This is a genomic window from Paenibacillus glucanolyticus, from assembly GCF_037333485.1.
Taxonomy (GTDB): domain Bacteria; phylum Bacillota; class Bacilli; order Paenibacillales; family Paenibacillaceae; genus Paenibacillus_AQ; species Paenibacillus_AQ glucanolyticus.
The window spans coordinates 4,415,873-4,442,071 of the sequence record NZ_CP147845.1 but is presented as its reverse complement, the minus strand read 5'-3'; the positions used below and the strand labels follow the sequence as shown (position 1 = coordinate 4,442,071).

The window sequence follows — 26,199 nt, the reverse complement described above, 5'->3', positions numbered from 1 at the left end:
TTCGTAAAGAGGTGAAGAGATATGGAAGTTACAAATGTTACGATGTGTCCCCGTTTTGAATCTGCGTTTTCTTTTCTGGGCAAACGGTGGAACGGTTTGATTATTCAGACATTGATGAGCGGGCCTAAGCGCTTTAAGGATATTTCCAATTTGATTCCGTCCATGAGTGACAAAATGCTCTCGGAGCGGATGAAGGATTTGGAGTGCGAAGGCATATTGATTCGTCATGTCTATCCGGAAACGCCGGTACGTATCGAATATGAACTAACTGAAAAAGGGAATGCACTTCGTCCGGTAATGGAACAAGTGGCTTCCTGGGCAGAGCAATGGGTCGAAAGATGAGTCATCTTAAGATCCCCGTTGACGATTAAACCCTGGCATGAGACAACTCATTTCAGGGTTTTTTTTCAAAATTTGAAGTATGATTTTTTTACAATGAAGCAAGATATGTGGACATGCACCAATCCGATGCACCTGCTATATGATGTATATAACCCAGCGGTAAATCAAGGAGGCGAGCCCATGATCAAGCGAACGTATATCTCCCATTTTCATTATGGACAAGAGGATATCTCAGAACTTGAAAACGCTTCAATGCAAGTCCTTCATATTTTTGAGAAGACCAAGCGGATGCTGAGTCAGTATTTGCCCGAGCCGCTGTGGTTGGCTTTATCCGGAACAAGCCCAGAATCGGCGGATGCCGCCAGCCGGAATTGCAGCGATGTGAACGACATGTTTCAGAAATGGGTGAAGGGTCCCCGTGGATGGAAATTCATCGGTTATGAAACGGATAAATCAAAAACAACCGGCGGGCAGGATAAGGGGCGTCTGGGCAGATTTCTGCAGATGATAATCTGGTCCCATTATGAGAAGATTGCAATGCTCCATCCATTTCTCGGCAGTGAGCCGTTTTTTGACGGGGAGGAGCTGGATGTGATTGCTGCTTATTTTGTGCCGACGTACATCAGTGCCGAACCCTTGTTGCAGCAAGGGAAGACGTTCAAGGCTATTCAAGGTGGCGTCATTTTGTATCAGGAACATATTCAGGCACCGGCTGTCATTATGCAATCGGGCAGTGACTGGCTGGAGGGAAACTGGATGACGGGTGTGGATCTGGATGCGAAGGGGTTTGCCGGGATCCGGCCTTATCTGAAAGTGCCAAGCGGAGAACGAGCCTATATGGAGGCTCAGATCATATAACATAGATAAACACACCCTCTAGAGGAAGGTGTGTTTATGACGTGCAGTCTTTCCAATCGTTTACCGGTGTTCCACCAGGTCAATCGCACCAAGCACAAGATGAGCCAGTCCGAAGCCGAGAATACCGGTTGCGGCAAGTTTATACTTGCTGCTAAGCAGAGCGGCACCCGAAGCAGAAACCACAGTTCCAAGAACAGCAGGAATCAAACCTTCACGCATGCTGAGCACTCCCTTTAATTTTGGTTTGGAAAGACAAGGTTTATTGTGGTCAAAAGGCTGTATATTATGCACAGCGAGACGCAGTGACATTAAATCCGGCAAATTTCGAGCGGACACATCTCGCAATGGCATATTTCCTGCAGCATCGGCAGATCCTTGATGACAATCATACCCCCGGCATATTCAATGGCGTCTTTTTTACGGAGATCACTCAGCATCCGGTTCACGCTTTCGCGAGTTGCCCCAATCATGTTCGAGAGATCGGTGTGGGTAATCTTCTTATTAATGAGAATGGTATCATCTGCCTGATGCTGACCGTACGTATTGCTCAGACGAATCAGCGTCGAGGTTAATGCACCCGGCTTGCCGTACATCATAAGATCACGGAATTTGGTCTGGGTGATCCGGTGGTGAATGCCCATCCACTTCATAAAATCAATGGCAAAATCACAATGCTGACAGATCAGCATCTCCAAATCCTTATGCTCGATAACCCCGACCACACTATCCTCAAGCACCTCTGCCGAGAAGCTGTGATTGGTGCTGAAGAATGGATCGGCCTGACCGACCATATCCCCTGGATGATACATATATAGAATAAGCTCTTTGCCTTCATCAGTCGATTTAGTTAACTTAATTCTTCCTTGTTTCACGAAGTACAACTTGTCGGCGAAGTCACCTTCCCAGAACAAATGGGAGCCTTCAGGGAGTACTCTTTCCTTCATGGTGACCAGCAGACGGTTGCGGTTTTGTTCCGAGAAGCACTGGGTGTTCCCTAGGTTTTCGATTTCCATTACATTGTCTACAGTTTTCATGTTGGTATCCCCTAACATCCTAAAATTTGATCTGTTTAATCTTTAAATACATTATAACGTGAAAACATTCACTTGTGGGGCGGAACAAGAGGGAAATGATGGCGAATTTTCAAACTTTGTGATCTCTTTCACTTGAAATAGGGCGAAGACAGGTATAAATCACACAGAAAAGATAAATTTTAATATTGTGAAATATTTCACATGATTTTAGAAATGGCTGTGATACGATCAAACCGTAGAAGAGAAAGAATCATGAACCATGGGAGGATGAGAGATATGGCTGTGAGCAAAGGAACGAGCGAAGTAAAGGGACAGACAGCAGGGGAGTACATTCAAGGTCTGATTGACAAAGCGAACCGGGCGAAAGAAAAGTTTATGGAATTGAATCAGGAGCAAATTGACGGGATTGTGCAGGCGATGGCCATCGCAGGCCTTGATAAGCATATGCAGCTGGCAAAAATGGCTGTAGAAGAAACTGGCCGCGGTGTATATGAGGATAAAATTATCAAAAACTTGTTTGCCACAGAGTACATCCACAACAGCATCAAGTATGACAAAACGGTGGGTGTCATTGAGGATAACGCTTTTGACAGCTTTCAGAAAATTGCGGAGCCGATCGGGATCATCATGGGGATTACCCCGGTAACCAATCCCACCTCCACAACAATTTTTAAGGCACTGATCTCCATCAAAACAAGAAACCCGATCATTTTCGGATTCCATCCATCCGCACAGGCATGCAGCAGGGAAGCTGCCCTGATATTGCGGGATGCTGCTGTTGCTCAAGGTGCTCCGGCCGATTGCATTCAGTGGATCGAGGCTCCTTCCATGGATAAAACCAATACACTGATGAACCATCCTGATGTTGCCTGCATTCTGGCTACCGGCGGATCCGCGATGGTAAAGGCAGCCTACAGCTGCGGTAAACCTGCGCTTGGTGTAGGACCCGGCAATGTGCCTTGCTTCATTGAAAAGAGTGCAGATCTGGATCAGGCGGTAAATGACCTGATTCTGTCCAAGACCTTTGATAACGGCATGATATGTGCTTCTGAACAGGCAGTCATTATAGAGGAGCCTATCTATACGGCAGTGAAGAAAAAAATGATGGCCAGCGGCTGTTATTTCGTAAACAGGGAGGAACTGGCGAAGCTGACTGCACACGCGATGATATCGGAGAAATGTGCGGTTAACCCGTCAATCGTCGGACTGCCGGCATTCAGGATTGCCGAGGCCTGCGGCTTTGAAGTGCCGGAGAGCACCAAAATTCTGGTCGCCGAGCTGGAGGGAGTAGGTCCTGCATATCCACTGTCTGCCGAGAAGCTCAGTCCGGTTCTGGCCTGCTATAAAGTGAAAAATGCAGAGGAAGGAATTACGCGCGCGGAAGAAATGGTAGCATTTGGCGGCATGGGCCACTCGTCGGTCATCCACTCGCACAATGAGGAAATCATCATGAAATTCTCGGACCGGATGAAGACCTGCCGTATTCTGGTGAACCAGCCATCCTCGCAAGGCGGGATTGGTGACATCTACAACACGAACCTGCCATCGTTGACGCTGGGCTGCGGTTCGTATGGCCGTAACTCTACCTCGTCGAACGTAACAGCCGTCAACCTCATCAACGTGAAAAGGGTGAACCGCAGAACCGTGAATATGCAGTGGTTTAAAGTGCCGGATAAAATCTATTTTGAAAAAGGATCCACGCAGTATCTTGCCAAAATGCCCGATATTACCCGGGTTGCTATCGTAACCGATCCGATGATGGTGAAGCTTGGCTACGTAGAGCGGGTAGAGCACTATCTGCGTCAGCGCAGAGTGCCGGTTCCTATCGAGGTGTTCTCGGAGGTTGAGCCGGATCCTTCCACAACGACGGTAGAACGCGGATCGGAGATGCTGAAGCGATTCCAGCCGGACTGCATCATTGCCCTCGGCGGCGGTTCGCCGATGGATGCAGCAAAAGCGATGTGGCTGTTCTATGAATACCCGGATACGGACTTCAATAATCTGAAGCAAAAATTTATGGATATCCGCAAACGGGTCTATAAATATCCGAAGCTTGGACAGAAGGCAAAATTCGTTGCCATTCCAACCACCTCGGGAACGGGCTCGGAAGTGACCTCGTTTGCGGTCATTACGGATAAAGTGCTGGGGAATACCAAGTACCCGCTGGCTGACTATGAGCTGACCCCGGATGTTGCGATTATCGATCCGGAATTTGTATACACCCTGCCAAAAACAGCGGTAGCGGATACCGGGATGGACGTTTTGACACATGCCATCGAGGCGTATGTATCGGTCATGGCTAACGATTTCACGGATGGTTTGGCAATCAAGGCCATACAGCTGGTGTTCCAGTATCTTGAGCAGTCGGCGCTTACCGGCGACAAGCTGGCCAGAGAGAAAATGCATAATGCTTCGACGCTTGCCGGCATGGCCTTCGCGAATGCATTCCTTGGCATCAATCATAGCCTTGCGCATAAATGGGGCGGCCAGTATCACACAGCTCACGGGCGAACCAATGCAATCCTGCTGCCGCACGTCATCCGCTACAACGCCAAGAAGCCAACCAAATTTGCCGCTTGGCCTAAATACACCCACTTTGTAGCCGATGAGAGATATGCAGAAATTGCAAGGATTCTGGGCTTGCCTGCAAGAACGACGGAAGAGGGCGTCAACAGTTTGATCGGTGCAATCCGAGAGCTGAACAAGAAGCTGGGCATCGAAGAGTCGTTCCAGCAGCTGGGAATCGATCCTCAAGATTTTGAGAAACGTGTTGAGCATTTGGCGGACCGGGCCTTTGAAGACCAGTGCACTACGAGCAATCCAAAGCTGCCGCTTGTCACAGAGCTTGCGGAAGTATACCGCAACACGTTCTACGGCCGCTTTTAGATCCAAGAAATACGAGAGACGGGTTGTGGACTGCGGACTGCATAACAGAAGCGGGCGGGTAAAACAGAGTGATAAAAATCACGGGAAAAGATAAGTTTGTGATTTTTATCACAGATGCTGAGAATGAACAGGATTACAATAAAAGTGTAGAAGAAAGCTGAATCTCAGGTCTTTGATATAGAAGTTTGAAGGTACACGGCGGGGTCGAGGCAGCATTGATCGTGAAAATAATCACATTAAGATCTGAGATGGATCAATGTGTGACTCCGCCTGTGCAGCAAGCTGCAGCATAATCTAGGAGGGATTCAATATGTCGGTGATTGAAAAAGAAGTGGGCTGGAAAGGTTTTAAATCAGGTAAATGGAACAAGCGGATTGACGTTAATGATTTTATTGCAGAGAACATAACACCTTATTATGGCTCTGATGATTTTTTGGCAGGACCAACGGACAACACGAAGGCACTCTGGGATATCGTATCGGATTTAACCAAAAAAGAACGGGATAATGGCGGGGTGCTGGATGTTGATGTGAATACGCCTTCCACGATTGTGTCCCATCAACCTGGCTATTTGGATAAGGAGAAGGAACAGATCGTCGGCGTACAGACGGATGAGCCGTTCAAGCGTTCGATACAACCGTTCGGCGGAATCCGAATGATGATTGATGCTTGCAACGCATATGGTTTTGAAATGCCGCAAGCGGTAGTGGACATCTTCTCAGGCATACGCAAAACACATAATCAGGGCGTGTTTGATGCCTATACCTCGGAGATGAGGGCAGCTCGTAAGGCAGGGATTATTACAGGTCTTCCCGATGCTTATGGCCGTGGTCGTATTATTGGCGATTATCGCAGAATCTCCTTGTATGGTGTAGATGTCTTGATCCAGGATAAATTGCGAGAGCTGGGCGAGCTTGAGGTTGATGCGATGGATGAGCCGGTGATCCGATTGCGGGAAGAATTGTCCGAGCAAATCCATGCACTCAAGGAATTGAAGGAAATGGCGGGCATGCACGGCTTTGACATTTCGAAGCCTGCGAATACGGCGAAGGAAGCATTCCAATGGCTGTATTTCGGTTATTTAGCTGCTATCAAGGAACAGAATGGCGCAGCCATGTCGCTTGGCCGGGTATCTACTTTCCTCGATATCTACATCCAGCGTGATCTGGCTGAAGGCAAGCTGACGGAAGAGACTGCACAGGAGCTGGTTGACCATTTTGTCATGAAACTGCGGATCGTGAAGTTCCTGCGTACACCGGATTACAATGAACTGTTCAGCGGTGATCCAACATGGGTCACAGAATCGATTGGCGGTATGTCGTTAAATGGGGAAACAAGAGTAACCAAGAACAGCTTCCGTTTCCTGCATACGTTGTATAATTTGGGCCCTGCCCCGGAACCGAACTTGACGGTATTATGGTCTGAGAAACTGCCCGAAGGCTTCAAGAAATACTGCTCGAAGGTATCGATCGAAACCAGCTCGATCCAATATGAGAACGATGATCTCATGCGTCCGATTTACGGAGACGATTACGGGATTGCTTGCTGCGTATCCGCTATGCGCATCGGGAAACAGATGCAGTTCTTCGGAGCCAGAGCCAATCTGGCCAAAGCGCTCCTGTATGCAATCAACGGCGGGAAGGATGAGAAATCCGGCGCCCAGGTTGGTCCGGAATACCCTGCTATTACGGCAGAGGTTCTGAGTTATGACGAGGTCATGAAGCGATTCAAGCCGATGATGGAATGGCTTGCAAAGCTGTATATGAACACACTGAACGTGATCCACTATATGCATGATAAATACAGCTACGAACGGATTGAAATGGCGCTTCATGATCGGGATATTCTGCGGACGATGGCATGCGGTATAGCGGGCCTGTCCGTAGCGGCGGATTCGCTGAGTGCAATCAAGCATGCACAGGTGAAGCCAGTACGCAATGAGCAAGGGATTGCAGTTGATTTTGAAATAGAAGGCGACTTTCCGTGCTACGGTAACAACGACGATCGGGTTGACGACATCGCCGTAGAACTCGTTGAAGCCTTCATGAGCATGATTCGCAAACACAAGGCATACCGCGATGCGATGCCGACCCAATCGGTGCTGACCATTACGTCCAATGTCGTATACGGCAAGAAAACGGGAACCACACCGGACGGCCGCAAGGCGGGCGAGCCGTTTGCGCCGGGTGCGAACCCTATGCACGGACGCGATAAGAAGGGTGCCCTCGCTTCATTGACTTCCGTGGCCAAGCTGCCTTATGAGGACAGCCTCGACGGGATATCGAATACATTCTCGATTGTACCGAAAGCCCTCGGGAAGGAAAGCGAGATTCGCGTGAACAATCTGGTTGCGATGCTGGATGGATATTTTGGAAGCAAGGCTCATCATCTGAACGTGAACGTGTTTGACCGGGAGCAGCTGATGGATGCGATGGAACATCCGGAGAATTATCCGCAGTTAACGATCCGGGTATCCGGGTATGCGGTCAATTTTGTCAAACTGACACGCGAACAACAGCTCGACGTGATCAATCGTACCTTCCACGGAACGATGTAAGAATGGAAAGTAACAACAGCGGATACAGAAAGGATGACGCCCTATGCTTAAAGGTCATATACACTCCATAGAAACATTCGGAACGGTGGACGGTCCAGGTATCCGCTTTGTACTCTTCATGCAGGGATGTCTGCTGAAGTGTCAATATTGCCACAATCCGGATACGTGGGGATTGCATGAAGGACAGGAAATGACGGTAGAGGATGTGCTGGCTCAGATTGAGCCTTATCTAAGTTACTATCGTTCTTCCGGTGGAGGGCTGACCGTATCCGGAGGCGAGCCGACACTGCAGTATCCTTTTGTAACCGAGCTGTTTAAGGAAGTAAAGCGCCGCTGGAATCTGCACACGACCCTTGACAGCAACGGTTATAATGAGCCGGAGAAAATATCGGAGCTGCTGGAGCATACCGACTTGGTTCTGCTCGATCTGAAGCATATCAACGATGAGAAGCATATCAAGCTGACCGGGAAGTCGAATGAGAGGACGCTGAAGACCGCCCGCTGGCTGTCCCACCATGGTCGAAAAATGTGGGTCCGGCACGTATATGTGCCGGGTATCCATGACAGCGAACACGACCTGAGGGCGCTCGGTCAATTTATTCGCACTTTACAAGGCGTTGATAAATTCGAAATTCTGCCCTACCATCAGATGGGTGTGTACAAATGGAAGGAACTCGGAATGGCATATCCGCTAGAAGGAGTTCCGTCACCGTCAGAGGAAGAAATCGCACGCGCTTATCAGTTGATTGGCGAAGCAGCCGAGCAAAAATAATCGGTGGCGAACTAATTTTGTTGTATTATACTGAACATAATATGTTATTATTTATAACAATAACCTTTCCTCATTATGGAAGGGTTATTGTTTTTTGTGGAGGATTTTATCCCTTAGATAGAAAAATATCGACCTATCGAAAAGTGGAATCGCTTTCTATAATGAAGATGTAAGGAAAACGCCTATCAAATATACAAATACTTCGGGAGGGTCAAAGACAATGAAGAAAAAGGGTCTGGCATTATTAATGTCGCTTCTGTTCGTCTCGTCCGCACTTTTGTCCGCATGCGGTGACAAGGGAGCAGAGAAACCATCAGGTGGTACGGAAGGCGCGGCCAGCAATGAACCGTTTGAAATTACAATTCGCCATACGCAGGTAGGTGAATCCAAGAAGTTCCGTCTTGCATTGCTGAACGATGTGGTCAGCAAAACTGAAGAAGCTGTACCCGGGCTTAAAATCAAGCTGGACGCAGTAGACTCCGAAGTGAACCGTAAAGAGAAATTAAGAGGCGAGATGGCCGCAGGCAAGCCGCCGGAAGTATTCGATGTGTTCGGAAGCCCGGACGCAGGCGTATATTCCAAAGAAGGCTTGATGCTTGATTTAACCCCTATTTTGGAAGAACTCGGCATTAAAGATAAATTTTCAACGCTGGATCCATTCACGCATGAAGGTAAGATTTACGGGTTGCCGATTGGTATCTCCATTGAAGGGATTTTCTATAACAAGGATTACTTCGAACAGAAAGGTCTGACCGTGCCGAAAACTTTGGCACAGCTGGAGCAAATTGCGGAAGCAATCAAAGCCGACGGAAAAATTCCGTTTGCACAATCCTCCAAGGACGCATGGATTCCGCTCATGACCACGAATAATCTGTGGAGCTACTATGCAGGACCGGAAGTTACGTATGGCTTTAAAACGGGAGAAACCAAATGGACCGATCCGAAAGTCGTTGAAGGCATTAAGAAACATGAGGAATGGGTTGAGAAAGGTTACTTCAAAAAAGGCGAGCTCGGTTTCGAGTATGCGGACATGAGAAACCAGATCATCTCCGGCGAAGCTGTGATGATGATGGACGGATCGTGGGCTAACTCCGTATTCAGAGATCCGGCTCAAGCAGGCGATATGGTAGGCAAGATCGGATACTTTAACCTGCCTCCGGTTAATGAAGGCGATCCTGTGATTGTCATGCAGGATGCTAATAATGGATACGGCTTCTCTGCTTCGGTGGCTGAGGATCCTCGTAAACTTCAAGCGGTTAAAGAATTCATCAAAAATATGTGGACAGATGAAATGCAGCTTCGCGGTCTGAAAGAAGACGGCGTGCTGCCGGCGATGAAGATGGATCTGGCAACCATGAACTCCACTTCAGACGATCCGCTCATGCAGGATATTTTCAGAGGAGTAAGTGAAATCAACAAATCCTTCCCTGCCTTTGATGCACTTGTCCAAGCAGACGTGAATACGGCACTGAGCATGGGGATCCAACAGGTCATCGGCGGCGAGCTTAATACCGAGAAGATGCTGGAGAATGTTCAAGCAGTACAAGAAGCGGCCAATGCTGCAGAGGAATAAATAATCAAGATTAGACGTTAAAGGGCACCACCCGCTGCTAGACATGGGGGTGTCCTTTCGTCTAAATTACAGACATAAATACGGAGGTTACCATGAACAAAGCGCTGAGAAATCCTCTGATTTACATCGTTTTTGTGCTGCCGGCATTCATACTGTTTCTGGCCTTTTTCATATACCCGATTTTCACTGCGTTTGATAACAGCTTTACGAGCTGGAACGGCATCTCCAAAGATGTGAAGTACATTGGGCTTGATAACTATGTTACCGCAATTAATGACGATGCTTTTTGGAAAGCAGTTAAGAATAACGTTTATTTCATTCTCTTTTCCTGTTTGATCCAGGTTCCGATTATCGTGATTTTCTCGTTGCTTATTGCAAACGTGAAACGTCTGAAGGGACTTTACAAGACAGCGGTTTTTGCACCATCTATTATGTCAACAGCAGTTATCGGCATTTTGTGGGGGTTCATTTACAACCCGGACTTTGGCCTGATGAATGAAATTTTAGGATTGGTTGGCGTTGAGCCAATCTACTGGCTGTCTGATCGAAAATGGGCCATGATTGCCATCCTGATTACGAACGGCTGGCAATGGACCGGCTTTTACATCGTGATGGTGCTTGCGGCGATTCTATCCATACCTAAGGAGCTTGATGAGGCTGCCGCGATGGATGGTGCGACAGGCGTTCAAAGAGCCACGAAAATCACGCTTCCATTAATTATGCCAATTATCTCTGTAGTGATCATGCTTTCGATCGCGGGAGCCATGAAAGCGGCGGATATTATTCTGGTTATGACCAAGGGCGGGCCGGCCGGCTCAACCGACGTTATGGCAACATATATGATTCGATATGCAATTACGAGTTTCAAACATGGTTTTGGCAATTCGATTGCCGTGTTGATCTTCCTCTTCACGATTATCGTAACGGTGCTCTACCAGGTGCTGATTGCACGTCGCAACGAAAGGATTGAATACTGATGAGAGCACTGAAGAAACTGATCCCGCATATATTCCTGATGGCTTATCTGCTCATCATTCTCTATCCATTCCTGTTCGTGTTGTTCTCTTCCGTGAAAGTGGATAACCAGTCCATCGCGTCGAACCCGTTTGGACTGCCAAGCACGTTTGTATTCGATAACTACGTCAATGCGTGGGTTAACGCCAAGATCAGCACCTACTTCTGGAACAGCTTGTACATTGGCGTGCTGTCTGCCTGCTTGTCGATCCTGTTTGCGGCAATGCTGGCATTTGCGGTCACACGCATGCGGTACAACCGGATCAGCGCAATTGTTTTCCAATGTATTTTAATAGGGATGCTGATTCCTAACAATTCTCTGATGCTGCCGATTTATGGCATGATGAGACAGCTCGACATTTTGAACACACATATGGCTCTCATTCTACCGTATGTTGCTAATGCGATACCCTTCTCTGTCATTATTCTGGCTGCCTTCATGCGGTCGTTGCCAGGGGAAATAGAAGAAGCGGCGGTTATTGATGGATTGAGGTCTGGCGGGTTGTTTGCTAGAATTATTTTACCTCTAACCGTTCCGGCCATCGTTACCGTTTTCATTATCAACTTCCTCGGTAACTGGAACGAATTCTTGCTTGCTAACTATTTCCTATCTAATGATGAACTGAGAACGCTGCCTGTCGGAATGGTCGGTTTCAGAGACGCCTATAATATGAACTACGCGCAGATGTCGGCGGGTATCGTATTCAGCGTACTTCCGGTCCTAATCATCTATGCAGTTCTACAAGAGAAGATTATTGAAGGCGTCACCGCAGGAAGTGTCAAGGGGTAATACAGGAGCGGGAGCATGCGTATGAATTTGCGGAACAAACTATTCACGGCTTTTTTGGGGCTCATTATTATTCCGTTATTTGTGCTAGGTCTATTTACTTTCTTTATTACCTATAACTCGATTGAGAAAAAGTACAGCCAGCAAGCCGAGTACTCGCTTAAAGCGATCAGTTACAGTATTCTGAACGTGTTTAAGGAGATGGAATATGTCACGGACAACGGGATTGCCACATCCGTATTTGCAATGGCGCTGAATGCAAAAGATCCGTATTCACAGAACCTGATAACGGATTCCGAGCAGCTCAATCTCAATGACAGACAGCGCAGTTTTCGAAACCTTCTATATAATCATCCTGCGATCAGTTATGCGTTTTTGTATCATTTCAGCAAAGAGTCGCCACCGATTCCGATTTTTAGTAAAGAAAATTTCAGAACCCTGCCTTACGAACAATTTAAGAATAGTCCTCTATATGAAGAGGTTGTCAAACTGAACGGAATTCCCAAATGGCTGGCTCCGCATGAATTTCCGGAATTGACGGGTGCGGACCCGGTCTTCACCCAGATCAGGCTCATTAAGGATGTCTCCACACTTCGCAAGCTAGGTATTCTTGTTGTTCAGATCAAAAAATGGGAATTTGAAGAGATCTTCCGTAACCTTACACTCCCGAACAATCTGCAGAACACCTCATTCATGGTAGTTAATAATGAGGGATTAATCCTCTTTGATCCAAAGAATGATATGGATGGCCAAAATATCAGTCAGTATATGAAGCAAAAAGTCGAGTTTAAACAAGGCTACCAGAGCTTTAAAGCCAAGTTTAACGGCAATGAGAACATTGTCTCCATCTATCATCTGAACGATTATGGCTGGAATCTCGTTTCGGTTACCGATTGGAATTCTTTGTCGCAGGAGGTTACTTCCTTTGCCAAATGGTTCTTTGTCATTATGGGCATCAGCCTTGTCACAGCCATTGTGTTCAACCGTCTGTTCATGAACCGGATTACCGGCACGATCGCTGTCATTGTACGCTTTATGCGCCGAGTGGAGGATGGGGATTTGAGCGCGAGGGTTGAAGAGAAGGGAGAGGATGAACTGCTGCTCCTCTCGAAAGGGTTCAACAATTTGATGAACCGGATCAACAATCTGTTTGCGCAGATCAAGAAGGAACAGCGGCAGAAGACCGAAGCAGAGATGCGGGTGTTGCAGGCACAGATTAAGCCGCATTTTCTCTTTAATACATTGGAATCTATCAATGTCCTTGCCATCCAGAATGAAGGGCGCAAGGTCAGTGAAATGGTATACCGGCTTGCCAGCATTTTGCGAATCAGTATACAGGACAAGGAAGAGATCACACTCGAGGAAGAAATCAAGCATTTGCAGAGCTATCTCGAAATTCAGAAGTTTCGGTTCGAGGATTTGTTCGAATATGAAATCGACGTTCCGAGGGAGCTTATGCACAGCCGTATCCTGAAGCTGACGCTGCAGCCGCTTGTCGAGAATAGCATACAGCATGGATTTGAAGGGATAGCCTATACGGGAATGATTCGCATATCCGCGTGGAAGGAACTCGGGAATGTTTTCATCCGGGTGGAGGATAACGGGCTTGGGATGACCTCCGAACAGCTGTCGATGTTTGAATATATGGTATCCGAGGATAACGTGTCCGAACAGACAACGATGCAGAACCTTAAAGTGAACCAGGAACGGCGTGGACTAGGACTGCGAAGCGTGGCAGACCGGCTGAGGATTCAGTACGGGGATTATTACGGTCTGTTCATATGCTCCAGCCGTCCCGGCGGAACCGTTATACAATGTGTCATACCCAATTATGACAGGGGGGAAGGGCAGCATGCTGAAGGTATTATTAGTTGACGATGAGGCTCCCATCTTGAACAATCTCAGCAGGGTTCTGCCTTGGGAAGAGATGGGGATGAAGGTTGTCGGACTTGCCAGAAGCGGGATGGAGGCACTTGAAGTAGCTGATCAGCATCATCTCGATTTGATTCTGTCGGATATCCGGATGCCTGTGATGGATGGATTGTCCTTTATTACGAAGATCCGCGATAAGGGGAGCAAGGCGGAAATCTTTTTGCTGACGGGTTATCAGGAATTTGAATATGCGCGGGAAGCAATCAAACTTGGCGTTAAAGATTATATCAGCAAGCCGATTCATTACGGTGAACTGGAGATGAAGATTCGGGACATTGGGGAGGAAATCCGCAAGAAGAGAGCGAAAGAGAAGTATTACAGCACCGTTTCGCTTATTGATGAGGCTCCAAATCCTGTAGCTGTCAAGAAAACACCCGACCAATTGGTTACATCCGCATTAGAGTATATCAATACCCATATGGGGCAGGATTTGGGCATTGAGGAGCTCTCGGAACATCTGGGCATCAGCTCAAGTTACTTCTGCTTATTGTTCAAGAACCATGTGGGTCTTACCTTTGTGGAATACTTGACGAGACAGCGAATGGAGGCTGCCAAGTTTCTGCTTGTGAACAGCGATAAGAATATTGCGCAGATCGGTTCTTTTGTCGGTTATCATGAACGCCGTTATTTCACCAAGGTGTTTCAAAAGGCCACGGGCATGACACCATCCGAATTCCGGGAAATGTCCGGGGAGGCAACGGTCTAAGATCTCCCTGTACGAATGCGGGCTGCCAAGTCATCATACGAACCCGCTTAACCAGCCTTGCATGGTCCTTAAATTGATAGAAAGTAGGTTTTTGAAACCATGAAATGGACGATAGCGGATTTATCTTTAGAGCAAAAGGTAGGGCAAATGTTTATATGCGGATTCAATGCCCTAACGCCGAATGAACATGCAAACATACTGATCGATCAATATCAGGTCGGGGGTATCTGTTATTTCCGCCGAAACGTGAGAACGCTGCCCCAGCTGGCCGAGCTTTCGGAATCGTTGCAGCAGCTCGCCTCAGGCAGCCAGAAGCTTCCGCTTCTGCTCTCGATTGATCAGGAAGGCGGCATGGTTGCACGAATCGATCATGAAGGCATCAGCCGCATTCCTGGTAATATGGCGCTTGGCGCAGCGGGAAGCGCGGAAGATTCCTACAGGGTGGCACAGATTGGGGCGCGTGAGCTTCGTTCACTCGGTGTGAACATGAACTTTGCGCCTTGTCTGGATGTCAACAACAACCCTCGCAATCCGGTGATCGGCGTACGTTCCTTCAGTGAAGACCCGCAAGCCGTTGCTGCCCTTGGGACAGCTGCGATCAAGGGATACCAGGAAGAGGGAGTATCTGCAACAGCCAAACATTTTCCCGGACATGGCGACACCAGCGTCGATTCCCATCTGGGGCGGGCTTCTGTGCCGCATGATATGGAACGCCTTCGCCGTGTAGAATTATACCCCTTCGCGCAAGCGATCAAGGCTGGCGTTGATGCGATTATGACCGCGCACGTCAGCTTCCCGGCAATCGAATCGAGTGATCTCCCGGCAACCCTCTCGCATGCCGTGCTGACCGGACTTCTTCGAGAGGAGATGGGGTTTGAAGGGCTGATCGTGACAGACTGTCTAGAGATGCATGCCATCTCCAAAGAGTATGGCATTCCTGAAGGAGCGATTCGTGCTATTGAAGCCGGCGCGGACTGCGTGCTGGTCAGCCATACCCTGTCAGAGCAGACCGCAGCGATTACAGCTGTCATTGAAGCCGTTCAAAGCGGAAGATTGTCCATGAACCTGATCGACAGGTCTGTAGAGCGGATATTAGCGCTCAAGGAGCGCAATGCGAAGCTTGCCGAAGAGCTGCCGGTCCAATCGATTGGAGAGGTGACGGAAGAGACCAAACAATTACTGGCCCAAATCGCGGGCAGAGGAATCACGCTGGTGAAAGACGAAGGCCAGCTTCCACTTCAGGCAGAGCAAGCGATTGCGGTTATCTGGCCAGAGCTGCTGCAAGCTACCCAGGTGGATGAAGCCTGGAGCAAAAGCTATACGTTAGGCGATGCGCTGAGAAGTTATGGGGTGCAGGCAGACGATCTGCGTGTCGGAACCGATATGTCGGATGCGGAGGTAGAGCAAGCAGTTAAGGCTGCTGAAGGCTATAGACAAATTGTAGTGGCTACGTACACGTCGGAGAGCCGTCTCCCCGCGGGACAACAGAAGCTGGTGAATAAGCTGGCTGAGCTTGAGGGTGTGTCAATCGTTGTTGTTGCAACCCGCAATCCATATGATATGAATGACCTTCCTCCCGTTGCAACATATCTGTGCAGTTACGAGAACACACCTTATTATATGAATGCGGCTGCCGGCGTCTTGTTGGGCAAGGTGATACCGGAAGGGAAACTCCCGGTCAGCATTAGCGATACTTATCCGCTGGGTTGGAGCGGCCACCAGGATTATGTCAATAATTAAATAAATGTTATTGGAGCCGGAGTCTTCCTTACGGGGAATGCTCCGGTTTTCCTATTTTCCAGCTATTTCTGAGCAACTTTTCGGGAATGTTGGCGTCTAATACTATGTCCCATAGAGGCAGACAGACTATACTGAGTGTTTTAAAGGAGTAAAGGATGAATTTCAAAAGAATCTCGATGATTACAGTCCTTGCCGCGGCCCAAGTATCAACGGCTCTTCCCGTGGCAGCTGAATCACCGGATATTACAGCTCCGGCGCTAATTAGCAATTCAGCGCTGCAGTCCCCGGTGGAAGGACAAACCCAGCAGAGCAGAGAACAGCAGACGGAATTGCAGCAAGCCGAAGAAACGCCAAATGAAACACCGACCCAGGCAGTCGAAGGTACGATAAGCGATCCTGATTCCGATTCTTCTGCACCAAATGAACAGCAGGAGGAGCAGGAAAGCGATCCTTCCGATAATACGGTATCAGAAAATGAAGAGGGCAGTACGACCGAAGATAAGTCCGAGATCGGCACTTCCCAGGTTTCAGCCAATGAACTGGTGCTGATGATGAACAGCAATGTAATGTATCACAACGGTAAGCAGTACAAGGCAGGACAGCCGATGGCTGTGAAGCAAGGAGTATCCTATGTGGCTATCCGTGCGATGGTTGAACGCGCAGGACTAAAGCTGGCTTATGATAACAAGACAAAGGAAACGATCATCCTTAAAGACGGCAATGAACTACGCTTTACGACAGGAAGCAGCAATTATAAAGTGAACGGACAGGTGCGCCCAATGAAAGGCGCTGCCTATCAGAGCAGCAATGTGTTTATGGTTCCATTAACCGCAATCACGCAAGCGCTTGATATTCCATATAAGGTTAATCAGCCAGAGAAGAAGGTTATTCTGGATTTATCCAAGATGGGCAATGACAGCAATAGCGGTCAACAGCCCGGTGGAAATAACGGCGGGGAACCAGGGAGCGAGACTCCCAATATACCGAATCTTGGCCCCAATGACCTGATCCTGATGATGAACAGCAACAAGATGTACCAGAACGGGAAAACGTATACCGCTGGACAGCCGATGGCTGTCAAGAATGGCGTATCCTATGTTGCGATTCGTTCCCTTGTTGATCGGGTCGGCCTGAAACTGACTTATGACGGGAAAACAAAAGAAACGATCATTATCCGTGGCAGCGATGAGCTTCGCTTCAAGACGAACAGCAGCGTATACACTGTGAATGGTCAGAGAAAATCAATGAAGGGCCCGGCATACCAGTCCAACAATACGTTCATGGTGCCGCTGACCAGCATTACGCAGGCGCTTGATATCTCTTATCGGGTGGATCAGCCGAACAAGCGGATTATACTCAGCGTGAGCTCAAAGCCGGTGGCTTCCTTTACCGTTCAGTCTGGTGAGATCCTTGCCGGTCAGAAGGTTACGTATAAAACGAACTCGTATTCGCCGACAGGCCTTGCGATCGTAAATGAGCATTGGGAAGGCCGCGAAGAGGTTTTCAATGAACCCGGCGTGCATACGGTTTCCTACTCCGTACAGGATTCGAGTGGGGAGTGGAGCGAGCCGTATACACTCAGCATCCATATATCAGCTCCAAACACCCCGCCTGTAGCGATGTTTGATACCGATAAGAAGGAATATAAGATCGGTGAGAAAATTACGTATATCAACCAGAGTTATGACAGTGATCCTGGCGATGAGATTACGTATAAATGGGAAAACAATGATCAGGCCTTTTTCACGGCCGGCCCGCATAAAGTGTTATTGATTGTTACGGATAAGCATGGCGCCACCAGCTCTTATGAGAAAATCATTAACGTAACGAATGAGGTCTTGTATACAAAGGATCAATTCAATCAGTTATTTACGGGTATCGGCGACAAATATACGTTTGACGGAACAGCGGTGCCAACATGGAATCTTATGCCCATTACGAGAAGCTCCGAGCCCAGCTTGTTGATCCGCAGCAACTCTCCGGAAACAGTATATCAAGAGGGGATTGTGTACCGCGAGATTGGCAATGCCAGCACACGCTTCATGATTCACCATTTGAACGCAACCGGAAAAAACATGAAGATGTACGTAGTCGCAACTAATATCAACACATCGACGGCACGCCTGACAACCGAGTATACCGGAATGGGCGGACCGATTAATATTCCTACAGCGACAGGCAAAGCAGCCGTGCAGCGTTACCTTGAATCGATGCAGTCACCGGATTCGTTCAAGACGATTTCCCTTGCACCTGGGGAAAGTCGAATCATTTTACAAGATTTAAGCGCGCAAACGATGAAGAACCAGCAGGTGCTCTCGATGTTTGCTGATCTGTATTCGGATTCGCCGATCCGATATGACGTTATCATGATTGATGAAGTCAAGGATCCGATTCAAAAGCTTCCTTATCTGATTCTGCATCCGAGTGATGGCGTTCATAATCGGGGAACCTATCCGGATTCCACGCGGATCATCGAGTCTTACGAACTGGTAGGGAATACACCTTCCCGGCTTGCGCTGGGTGACAAGACAAATGATCCGAATTTGGAAGGGTATGACGGCATTAACGGCTCATATCAATCCAATGCCGGCAACTTCGGTGTACTGTACAAAATCAAATTGCATCGCGTAGCGCCTAATACGCTCATTACCCTGAATCCGCGCGGAGGCAAATACATGGGCGCGATGATGGTGAACGGAAACATCATTCAGACGCCGAATACAAGCGGAGGCGCAATTTCCGCTCCGAATGAAGCCGCAGTACTGTACCGTACAGGCAATTACGAGCAGAGCGTAGAGATTTTGTTCACAGCAGCACCGGGAAGCAGTCTGCCAATCAACATCCTCTTGCAGCCGCTGCCGCAGGTTAAGAACTAATATTACTTTCTTATGACAACAAAGGCAGTCCTTACAACCACGGAAATGGTGAGAGGGCTGCCCTTTTTATGATGATTCTTATCCGTCGGTGCGGTGATCCGAAGCCGTCGTTATTAAATCATGGCTTTCAATGTACGAACACAGCAGGCACATAACCGCTTACATTGACGATGTCTCATTTTTCAGGCATTATAAGGAGAGAGTATCTTCATGAAGAGGAGGTTATTGCGTATGCTTACGACAGAAGAGATTATCGACGCCATGTCGGAACAGGGGCTGCGCATTACCGATCAGCGCAAGACGCTTGCCAAATTGTTTGGGGAACATCCCGGCTATTTGACAGCCAAGGATGTATACGAATATATGGGCCGGAAGTACAGCGGTTTGAGCTTTGATACGGTGTATCGTAATCTTCGGGTATTGTATGAGCTTGGCGTATTGGAGCAGGTCGTGTTCGAGGAAGGGATCAAGTTCAGAGGACGGTGCAGCGAGGATCATCACCATCATCATATGATCTGCCTGCAATGCCAGAAGACATATCCGATCACGTTCTGTCCGATGCAGTTGACCGATGCGCCGGATGATTTTCAAGTCGTTCAGCATAAATTCGAAGTGTTTGGCTACTGCCGGGATTGCAGCAAGGATAATACCGATAAGGGAACCTCACCTTCAAGTGGAGGAAAACGGGACAACCGGGCATGAGCACCGCGCGCAGGGTTGTGAAGGTGCCGATACACTTCTATCGGAAATTCATTTCACCGTTAAAACCGGCAACCTGCCGATTTTATCCGACCTGCTCAGCCTACGCTTTGGAGGCCGTTGAAGTGCACGGTGCCTTGAAGGGGTCCTGGCTGGCGGCCAAGCGGATTGCAAGATGTCATCCGTTTAATCCTGGCGGCATTGACATGGTTCCGCCGCGCAAAGGAGAGTCGCATTCTCCATTGACGGAGGAATAGCCCTTGTCCCTGGTAAAATGCTTGCGGTTGTGGCATGCTGACAGTAGGAATAGGATGTCCGCACAGACCGGCTTGACACCCGGCAGCCCATTTTATTAAAATGATAAGAAATTATAGGTAAATCCGAGGAAGAGATAAGTACGAAAAGCTGCGCCTTGTACAGAGAGCCGGGGAAGCTGGAAACCGGTCATGGCGAATTTCGGAAAATGGTCTTGGAGGATCCGCTTTTGAGCGCTGCAGCCAGCATGGGAGGCTGCCGTAAAGGGGCGGCGTGAGCCAGCGTTAATGGACGGCCGCTTGACGGCAGAAGAGCCTGTTGCCCTTAAGGGTACAGGGAATTTGGGTGGTAACACGTGAGAACAACTCTCGTCCCATGGGGACGGGGGTTTTTTGCTGTTTTCCTGCATGCCGGCAATGGCTTGATGCAACAATTAATTTAAGGTAAAGGAAGGTTTTTATGGCCGACAAAAAGACGTTTTATATTACAACACCCATCTATTATCCAAGCGACAAGCTGCATATCGGGCATGCCTACACCACGGTGGCAGGAGATGCTATGGCTCGCTACAAGCGGCTTCGAGGTTACGATGTCCGTTATTTGACGGGAACCGATGAGCATGGACAGAAGATTGAACGGAAAGCGGAAGAAGCAGGGAAGACCCCTCAGCAGTTCGTGGACGACATTGTGGCTGGAATCAAGGATCTGTGGAAGAAGCTGGACATCTCGAACGAGGATTTCATTCGTACCACGGAGAAGCGCCATACAACGGTTGTGCAGGAGGTATTTGAACGACTGCTCAAGCAAGATGATATCTACAAGGGCGAGTATGAAGGCTGGTACTGCACACCTTGCGAATCGTTTTTCCTGGAGCGTCAGCTGGTGAACGGCAATTGTCCGGACTGCGGTCGTCCGGTAGAGCTTGTGAAGGAGGAGAGCTACTTCTTCCGCATGAGCAAGTATGTGGACCGCCTGCTTCAGTACTATGAAGAGAACCCGGATTTTATCCAGCCGGTGTCCCGCAAGAATGAGATGATCAACAACTTCATTAAACCGGGCCTTGAGGATCTGGCTGTTTCTCGTACGACCTATGAGTGGGGCGTAAAAGTCAAAAGCGATCCGAAACATGTGATTTATGTGTGGATTGATGCACTCCTGAACTATATAACGGCACTTGGATACGGTGCAGAGGACACCAGCATGTATGATAAATACTGGCCAGCCGATGTACACCTGATGAGTAAGGAGATTGTGCGTTTCCATACGATCTATTGGCCGATCATCCTGATGGCACTCGATGTGCCGCTTCCGAAAAAAGTGTTTGCCCATGGCTGGCTGCTGATGAAGGACGGTAAAATGTCCAAGTCCAAAGGGAACGTGGTTGATCCGGTCACGATGATTGACCGGTATGGACTGGATGCGCTTCGTTATTATTTGCTGCGCGAGGTTCCATTTGGCGCGGACGGTACGTTTACGCCGGAGAGCTTTGTCGAGCGGGTAAACTCGGATCTTGCCAACGACCTGGGCAACCTGCTGAACCGCACCGTGGCCATGGTCGATAAATATTTTGACGGAGAAGTCCCGGCATTAATTGCAGGTGTGACACCGTTTGATGCCGCCATAGAGGAAGCCGCCAAGACCGTGTATGACAAAGTCGAGACCGCTATGGAGAATATGGAATTCTCGGTTGCCTTGACGGCGATCAGCCAGTTTGTCAGCCGCAGCAACAAATATATTGATGAGACACAGCCATGGACGCTGGCTAAAGATGAGGGCAATCGCCACGAACTCGCATCCGTGATGAGTCATTTGGTGGAAACGCTCCGCGTAGCGTCCATTCTGCTGCAGCCGTTCCTGACCCGTACGCCGAAGAAAATGTGGGATCAGCTCGGCCTGGTGGAGGGTGAGCTGACGACTTGGGAGAGCGGCCGTCAGTTCGGGGCCATTCCGGCCGGAACGAAACTGCAAAAAGGCGAGCCGATCTTCCCGCGTCTGGACACAGAGCAAGAAGTGGCGTTCATCGTAGAGGCGATGACAGGCGGCACGAAGGCTGTCCAGGAAGAGGCTTCTGCCTCGGGTGCTTCTTCATCCGAGAATAGCGCAGCAGAGCCTGTAGAGCTCAAAGAGGAGATAGGCATAGAGGATTTTGCCAAGGTCGAGCTTCGAGTGGCGCAGGTAATCTCCGCAGAGCCCGTGAAGAAAGCAGACAAGCTGCTGAAACTGCAGCTTGATCTCGGTTTCGAACAGCGGCAAGTGGTATCCGGCATTGCCAAGTTTTACACGCCGGAGGAATTGGTGGGACGCAAAGTGATTTGTGTGACCAATCTGAAGCCGGTGAAACTAAGAGGAGAAATGTCGCAAGGGATGATCCTGGCAGCTTCCGAGGGGGATCAGTTAACGCTTGCAACGGTACCGGACAGCATGCCTAATGGAGCTGTCGTGAAATAATGTGCGACTATGTTGAATGAAGTCGGAATAGACGGTGTACCCTGTTAAGGGTACGCCGTTATTTTTTTCCGTTAATAAGGAGTACATAACATCTCTATCGAAATCTAATAGTAATTTTTACGATTTGGTTGACAATTGGGTTTTCCTGCTCTTATAATCTTGTTAGTAAAGTTTACGATTAAATGAACGGAGCGGTGTGGGGAGATGAACATGAGTAAGAGAAAGAATATGCTTAACAGTTGGACCTGGAGTATAACCTCCATGTTATTGGCAGTTGTCATTTTGTCCGGGTGTGGCAGTAAATCGGGCGGAGGCGTTGTAGAAGGCAAGGTCAACGTCATTACTACCTTTTATCCTATATATGAATTTACGAAGGAAATCGGCGGCGACGAGGTCAATGTGGTAAATCTTTTGCCAACCGGCGTAGAGCCGCATGATTGGACTCCGCGCAGCCAGGATATCGTCAACACTTCCAAAGCTCAGCTGTTTCTTTATAATGGCGCAGGTCTTGAGGGATGGGTACCCGGTTTTCTGAAGGGGCTTGATAAGGATACCCAGGTGAAACCAGTCGAAGTCAGCCAAGGCATTCAGTTGATTGATGCAGAGGGTGACGATGGTCACGGGCATGGAGAAGCAGCTCATGAAGAGGAGCACGACCACAGCCACGAGGAAGGTGCCGAAGAAAATCATGAAGGCCATGACCACGAAGAAGGCGCAACGGAGAATAACGCGAGTGCGCATCATGCAGATCCACATACATGGGTAAGTCCGAAATCGGCATTGGCGATGGCGGAGAACATCAAGAATAGCCTCGTTGAAGTGGATCCCGAACATAAGGACTTATATGAACAGCGCTATGAAGGATTGAAAGAGAAGCTCGTGAAGCTGGATAACGACTTTACGAATCAATTGTCCGGTTTGCCGAAAAAAGACATCGTTGTATCTCATCAGGCATTCGGTTATCTATGCCGGGATTATGGTCTGACACAGCATGCGATTATGGGATTGTCTCCAGATGCTGAGCCGAGAGCACAGGACATTGTGAACCTGACCAAAACGGTGAAGGAGAAGGAAGTTCAATATATTTTCTTCGAAGAACTTGTATCGGATAAACTTGCAAAAACGCTGGCTAATGAAGCGGGCGTGGAAACGCTGGTGCTGAATCCGGTTGAGGGATTGACGAAGGAGCAGGTGGACAGCGGTGAGAATTATTTCACGCTGATGGAGAAAAATTTGCAAAATCTAACGAAGGCATTACAATAAATAAGAAGGGGGATAATATCCCCCTCTTCTTTTGTGTTATGGAATGTTAATATGCTCGTATACTTGATAGAGAGACTACAGAGAGAAAGGCGGCCTGGTTATGGAACCGGCAGCGCAGGATTGCCATCAACCGATTATACAAATCAAGAATGTATCCTTTCATTATCGCGATCAGCAGGTGATCAAGGATCTTAATTTCACCATCAAAGAACGAGACTTTGTAGGGATCGTCGGCTCTAACGGAGCGGGCAAAACCACGTTACTTCGCATGATCGTTGGATTGCTGCCTGCCGCGGAAGGATCCATCGAACTGTTTGGTCAGCCGATCCGGAAATTTCAGGACTGGGAGCGGATTGGATACGTTCCGCAGAAAAATTCGTTCAACCCGTTGTTTCCGGCAACCGTGCGCGAAGTGGTGATGTCCGGGTTATATAACCGCAAGAAAATGTTTCGCCGTTTGACCCGTCTGGATCATCAGAAATGCGAGGATGCTCTGGAAGTCATGCGTATTCAGGATATTGCAGACAAGCGGATCGGCGCCCTGTCCGGCGGTCAGCAGCAGCGTGTATTCCTGGCCCGTGCGCTTATCAATCGTCCGGATCTGCTCATATTGGACGAGCCAACGATTGGTATTGATGCCGAGACTCAGGCCGGATTTTTTGAATTGATTACCCATATGCATGCCCATCATCATATGACCTTTTTGATGGTGACCCATGACCTGGACATGGTTAAAGACTACTTGGGAGAGTCGCCGGTATCGCAGAACGGGAAAATACAATTTTATGTTCGCCATTCTCATGAAATCGAGAATTGCGCGGAAGTTGACCTGCAGCATTCGCTCGTATAATACATTTGCATACGGAACTGTGTGAAGCAGGAGAAGGAGACGTTATCATTGCTTGATATTTTGCTTAGCGATTTTTTTCAGCGGGCGCTGATCGGAGGGGTTCTGATCGGTTTAACAGCCCCGCTTATCGGGATATTCCTCGTGCTGCGCAGGCTGTCCATGATCGGCGATACCTTGTCGCACGTCACGATTGCGGGTGTGGCGCTGGGATTTTTGATTGAAGTATATCCACTAGCCGCAGGACTTGTGTTTGCGGTTCTGGCCTCTTTTGCGATTGAGAAGCTGAGAAAGGCATACAAAAGCTATGCCGAGCTGTCAATCGCGATTATTATGTCTGGCGGCGTAGCGTTGGCTTCGCTGTTTTTCACATTGGGAATGGGCTATAATACGGATGTTATGAGTTATTTATTTGGAAGCATCTATACGCTGGATACCACCGATATTTATATGGTAGGCGGTGTAACGATTATCGTGATCGCGGTGGTGGTCATGTTCTTCAAAGAATTCTTCCTGCTCAGTTTCGAGGAGGATGCGGCAAGCGTCAGCGGGCTGCCTGTCAAAATGATGAACATGATCATTACGGTTCTGACCGCACTTGTCGTAAGCACGGCCATCAAGATTGTGGGCGCACTTCTGGTATCTGCGCTCCTGACCATACCGGTAGCGATCAGTTTATTGCTGGCGAGAAGCTTCCGAAGCTCCATCATTTTATCGGTTATCATCTCCGAAATTGCCGTTATCGGGGGACTGATGCTTGCGGGCGTATTCAATTTGGCACCGGGTGCAACTATCGTGCTGCTGCTGATTAGTCTGCTTATCGTTACACTTGTCGGCAAAAAGGGCTTTACGACATAAGGGGGTTCTGAAATAAAATGGCTGATATTAATATCGGCATTGCGTTTGCTGCCGGTTTTGCTTCCTTTATATCTCCATGCTGCTTACCGTTATACCCGTCCTACTTATCCATCATTACAGGCATGTCGGTGAATGACCTGAAGAACGAGCAGAACCGCAAGGAGGTCCGCTTCCGGACCATGACGCACACTTTGGCGTTCATCCTTGGGTTTTCTGCCGTTTATTACACCCTTGGCTGGGGGGCAGGTTTATTCGGGGAGTTTTTTACAGAGTATCAGGATCTGATTCGCCAGTTGTCTGCACTGCTTATCATTGTGATGGGACTTATGCTGATCGGCCTTTTCCAGCCTAAATTTCTAATGAAGGATCGGAAATTCAATTTTAAATCGAAGCCGACCGGATACATAGGAACGTTTTTGTTTGGCATCGGGTTTGCCGCAGGATGGTCGCCTTGCGTCGGGCCGATCTTAACGGCAATCATTGCACTGGCAGCCTCTGATCCAGGAACCTGGTTCCCGCTGATCACTTCGTACTCACTAGGATTTGCCGTTCCATTTTTCATCTTGGCATTCTTTATCGGCTCTACCCGCTGGATCCTGAAATATTCCAGCACGTTGATGAAGGTAGGCGGCATCCTGATGATTCTGATGGGGGTTCTGCTCTTTACGGATCAAATGTACAAAATTACGATTTGGCTGCAAGGCATTACGCCGGAGTGGCTCAAATTCTAATGAGCAGGTTAAGCTGGTCCA

General features: G+C 48.5%; 21 protein-coding genes and 1 other annotated feature. Of the genes, 19 read left to right on the top strand and 2 right to left on the bottom strand.

The annotated features are described in order from the left end of the window. The first annotated feature begins 21 nt into the window (after positions 1-21). Positions 22-342, top strand: coding sequence for a winged helix-turn-helix transcriptional regulator (locus tag WDY75_RS20910; RefSeq protein ID WP_006209331.1), 321 nt, complete (start codon positions 22-24; stop codon positions 340-342). Positions 343-522: 180 nt separating this feature from the next. Beyond that, complete coding sequence (locus WDY75_RS20905) at positions 523-1,200, top strand: hypothetical protein (protein ID WP_036636721.1); 678 nt, start codon at positions 523-525, stop codon at positions 1,198-1,200. A 60-nt stretch (positions 1,201-1,260) separates the two neighbouring features. Here the strand turns inward: WDY75_RS20905 and WDY75_RS20900 are convergent, their stop codons facing one another. Continuing rightward, on the bottom strand, positions 1,261-1,419 hold the full coding sequence (locus WDY75_RS20900) for a hypothetical protein (RefSeq protein ID WP_006209333.1): 159 nt from the start codon (positions 1,417-1,419) through the stop codon (positions 1,261-1,263). Positions 1,420-1,508: 89 nt separating this feature from the next. After that, on the bottom strand, positions 1,509-2,234 hold the full coding sequence (locus tag WDY75_RS20895) for a Crp/Fnr family transcriptional regulator (RefSeq protein WP_036636723.1): 726 nt from the start codon (positions 2,232-2,234) through the stop codon (positions 1,509-1,511). 276 nt (positions 2,235-2,510) lie between these two features. Here WDY75_RS20895 and adhE point away from each other — a divergent pair, with 276 nt between their 5' ends. From adhE to WDY75_RS20810, 17 genes are all read left to right on the top strand, one after another. Continuing rightward, positions 2,511-5,120, top strand: a complete 2,610-nt coding sequence (adhE, locus tag WDY75_RS20890; RefSeq protein WP_338840699.1) for a bifunctional acetaldehyde-CoA/alcohol dehydrogenase — start codon at positions 2,511-2,513, stop codon at positions 5,118-5,120. A 310-nt stretch (positions 5,121-5,430) separates the two neighbouring features. Beyond that, positions 5,431-7,677, top strand: coding sequence for a formate C-acetyltransferase (gene pflB, locus WDY75_RS20885; RefSeq protein ID WP_063479084.1), 2,247 nt, complete (start codon positions 5,431-5,433; stop codon positions 7,675-7,677). Between the two features lie 43 nt (positions 7,678-7,720). Then, positions 7,721-8,449, top strand: coding sequence for a pyruvate formate-lyase-activating protein (gene pflA, locus WDY75_RS20880; RefSeq protein WP_063479085.1), 729 nt, complete (start codon positions 7,721-7,723; stop codon positions 8,447-8,449). A 220-nt stretch (positions 8,450-8,669) separates the two neighbouring features. Next, complete coding sequence (locus WDY75_RS20875; protein ID WP_063479086.1) at positions 8,670-10,022, top strand: ABC transporter substrate-binding protein; 1,353 nt, start codon at positions 8,670-8,672, stop codon at positions 10,020-10,022. Positions 10,023-10,114: 92 nt separating this feature from the next. Next, a complete protein-coding gene (locus tag WDY75_RS20870) occupies positions 10,115-10,999 on the top strand; it encodes a carbohydrate ABC transporter permease (RefSeq protein ID WP_006209338.1) in 885 nt (294 codons plus the stop codon). After that, on the top strand, positions 10,999-11,826 hold the full coding sequence (locus WDY75_RS20865; RefSeq protein WP_006209339.1) for a carbohydrate ABC transporter permease: 828 nt from the start codon (positions 10,999-11,001) through the stop codon (positions 11,824-11,826). Before WDY75_RS20870 ends, WDY75_RS20865 begins: the two co-directional genes overlap by 1 nt. 21 nt (positions 11,827-11,847) lie before the next feature. Continuing rightward, a complete protein-coding gene (locus WDY75_RS20860; protein WP_063479785.1) occupies positions 11,848-13,698 on the top strand; it encodes a sensor histidine kinase in 1,851 nt (616 codons plus the stop codon). Then, positions 13,676-14,461, top strand: a complete 786-nt coding sequence (locus tag WDY75_RS20855) for a response regulator (RefSeq protein ID WP_006209341.1) — start codon at positions 13,676-13,678, stop codon at positions 14,459-14,461. Before WDY75_RS20860 ends, WDY75_RS20855 begins: the two co-directional genes overlap by 23 nt. Positions 14,462-14,560: 99 nt before the next feature. Continuing rightward, positions 14,561-16,201, top strand: coding sequence for a beta-N-acetylhexosaminidase (gene nagZ / locus WDY75_RS20850; RefSeq protein ID WP_063479087.1), 1,641 nt, complete (start codon positions 14,561-14,563; stop codon positions 16,199-16,201). A 155-nt stretch (positions 16,202-16,356) separates the two neighbouring features. Then, a complete protein-coding gene (locus WDY75_RS20845) occupies positions 16,357-19,077 on the top strand; it encodes a stalk domain-containing protein (protein ID WP_063479088.1) in 2,721 nt (906 codons plus the stop codon). A 231-nt stretch (positions 19,078-19,308) separates the two neighbouring features. Continuing rightward, a complete protein-coding gene (locus WDY75_RS20840; protein ID WP_006209343.1) occupies positions 19,309-19,779 on the top strand; it encodes a Fur family transcriptional regulator in 471 nt (156 codons plus the stop codon). Next, complete coding sequence (gene yidD / locus WDY75_RS20835; protein WP_006209344.1) at positions 19,776-20,033, top strand: membrane protein insertion efficiency factor YidD; 258 nt, start codon at positions 19,776-19,778, stop codon at positions 20,031-20,033. The genes WDY75_RS20840 and yidD overlap by 4 nt, the downstream gene beginning before the upstream one ends. Positions 20,034-20,150: 117 nt before the next feature. Continuing rightward, positions 20,151-20,410 (top strand) — a binding site (T-box leader). Between the two features lie 80 nt (positions 20,411-20,490). Then, positions 20,491-22,479 carry a methionine--tRNA ligase gene (metG, locus tag WDY75_RS20830; RefSeq protein ID WP_063479089.1) on the top strand — a complete coding sequence of 663 codons (1,989 nt, stop codon included), beginning with the start codon at positions 20,491-20,493 and terminating at the stop codon, positions 22,477-22,479. Positions 22,480-22,683: 204 nt separating this feature from the next. Next, positions 22,684-23,742: a metal ABC transporter solute-binding protein, Zn/Mn family gene (locus tag WDY75_RS20825; RefSeq protein WP_082834325.1), complete on the top strand. Its 1,059-nt coding sequence runs from the start codon at positions 22,684-22,686 to the stop codon at positions 23,740-23,742. A gap of 100 nt (positions 23,743-23,842) precedes the next feature. Beyond that, positions 23,843-24,592 (top strand): metal ABC transporter ATP-binding protein, encoded by a 750-nt coding sequence (locus WDY75_RS20820; RefSeq protein ID WP_063479090.1) that lies wholly within the window; start codon positions 23,843-23,845, stop codon positions 24,590-24,592. Between the two features lie 48 nt (positions 24,593-24,640). Continuing rightward, complete coding sequence (locus tag WDY75_RS20815; protein WP_006209348.1) at positions 24,641-25,447, top strand: metal ABC transporter permease; 807 nt, start codon at positions 24,641-24,643, stop codon at positions 25,445-25,447. Positions 25,448-25,464: 17 nt separating this feature from the next. Next, positions 25,465-26,178 carry a cytochrome c biogenesis CcdA family protein gene (locus WDY75_RS20810; RefSeq protein ID WP_006209349.1) on the top strand — a complete coding sequence of 238 codons (714 nt, stop codon included), beginning with the start codon at positions 25,465-25,467 and terminating at the stop codon, positions 26,176-26,178. Positions 26,179-26,199: the final 21 nt, after the last annotated feature.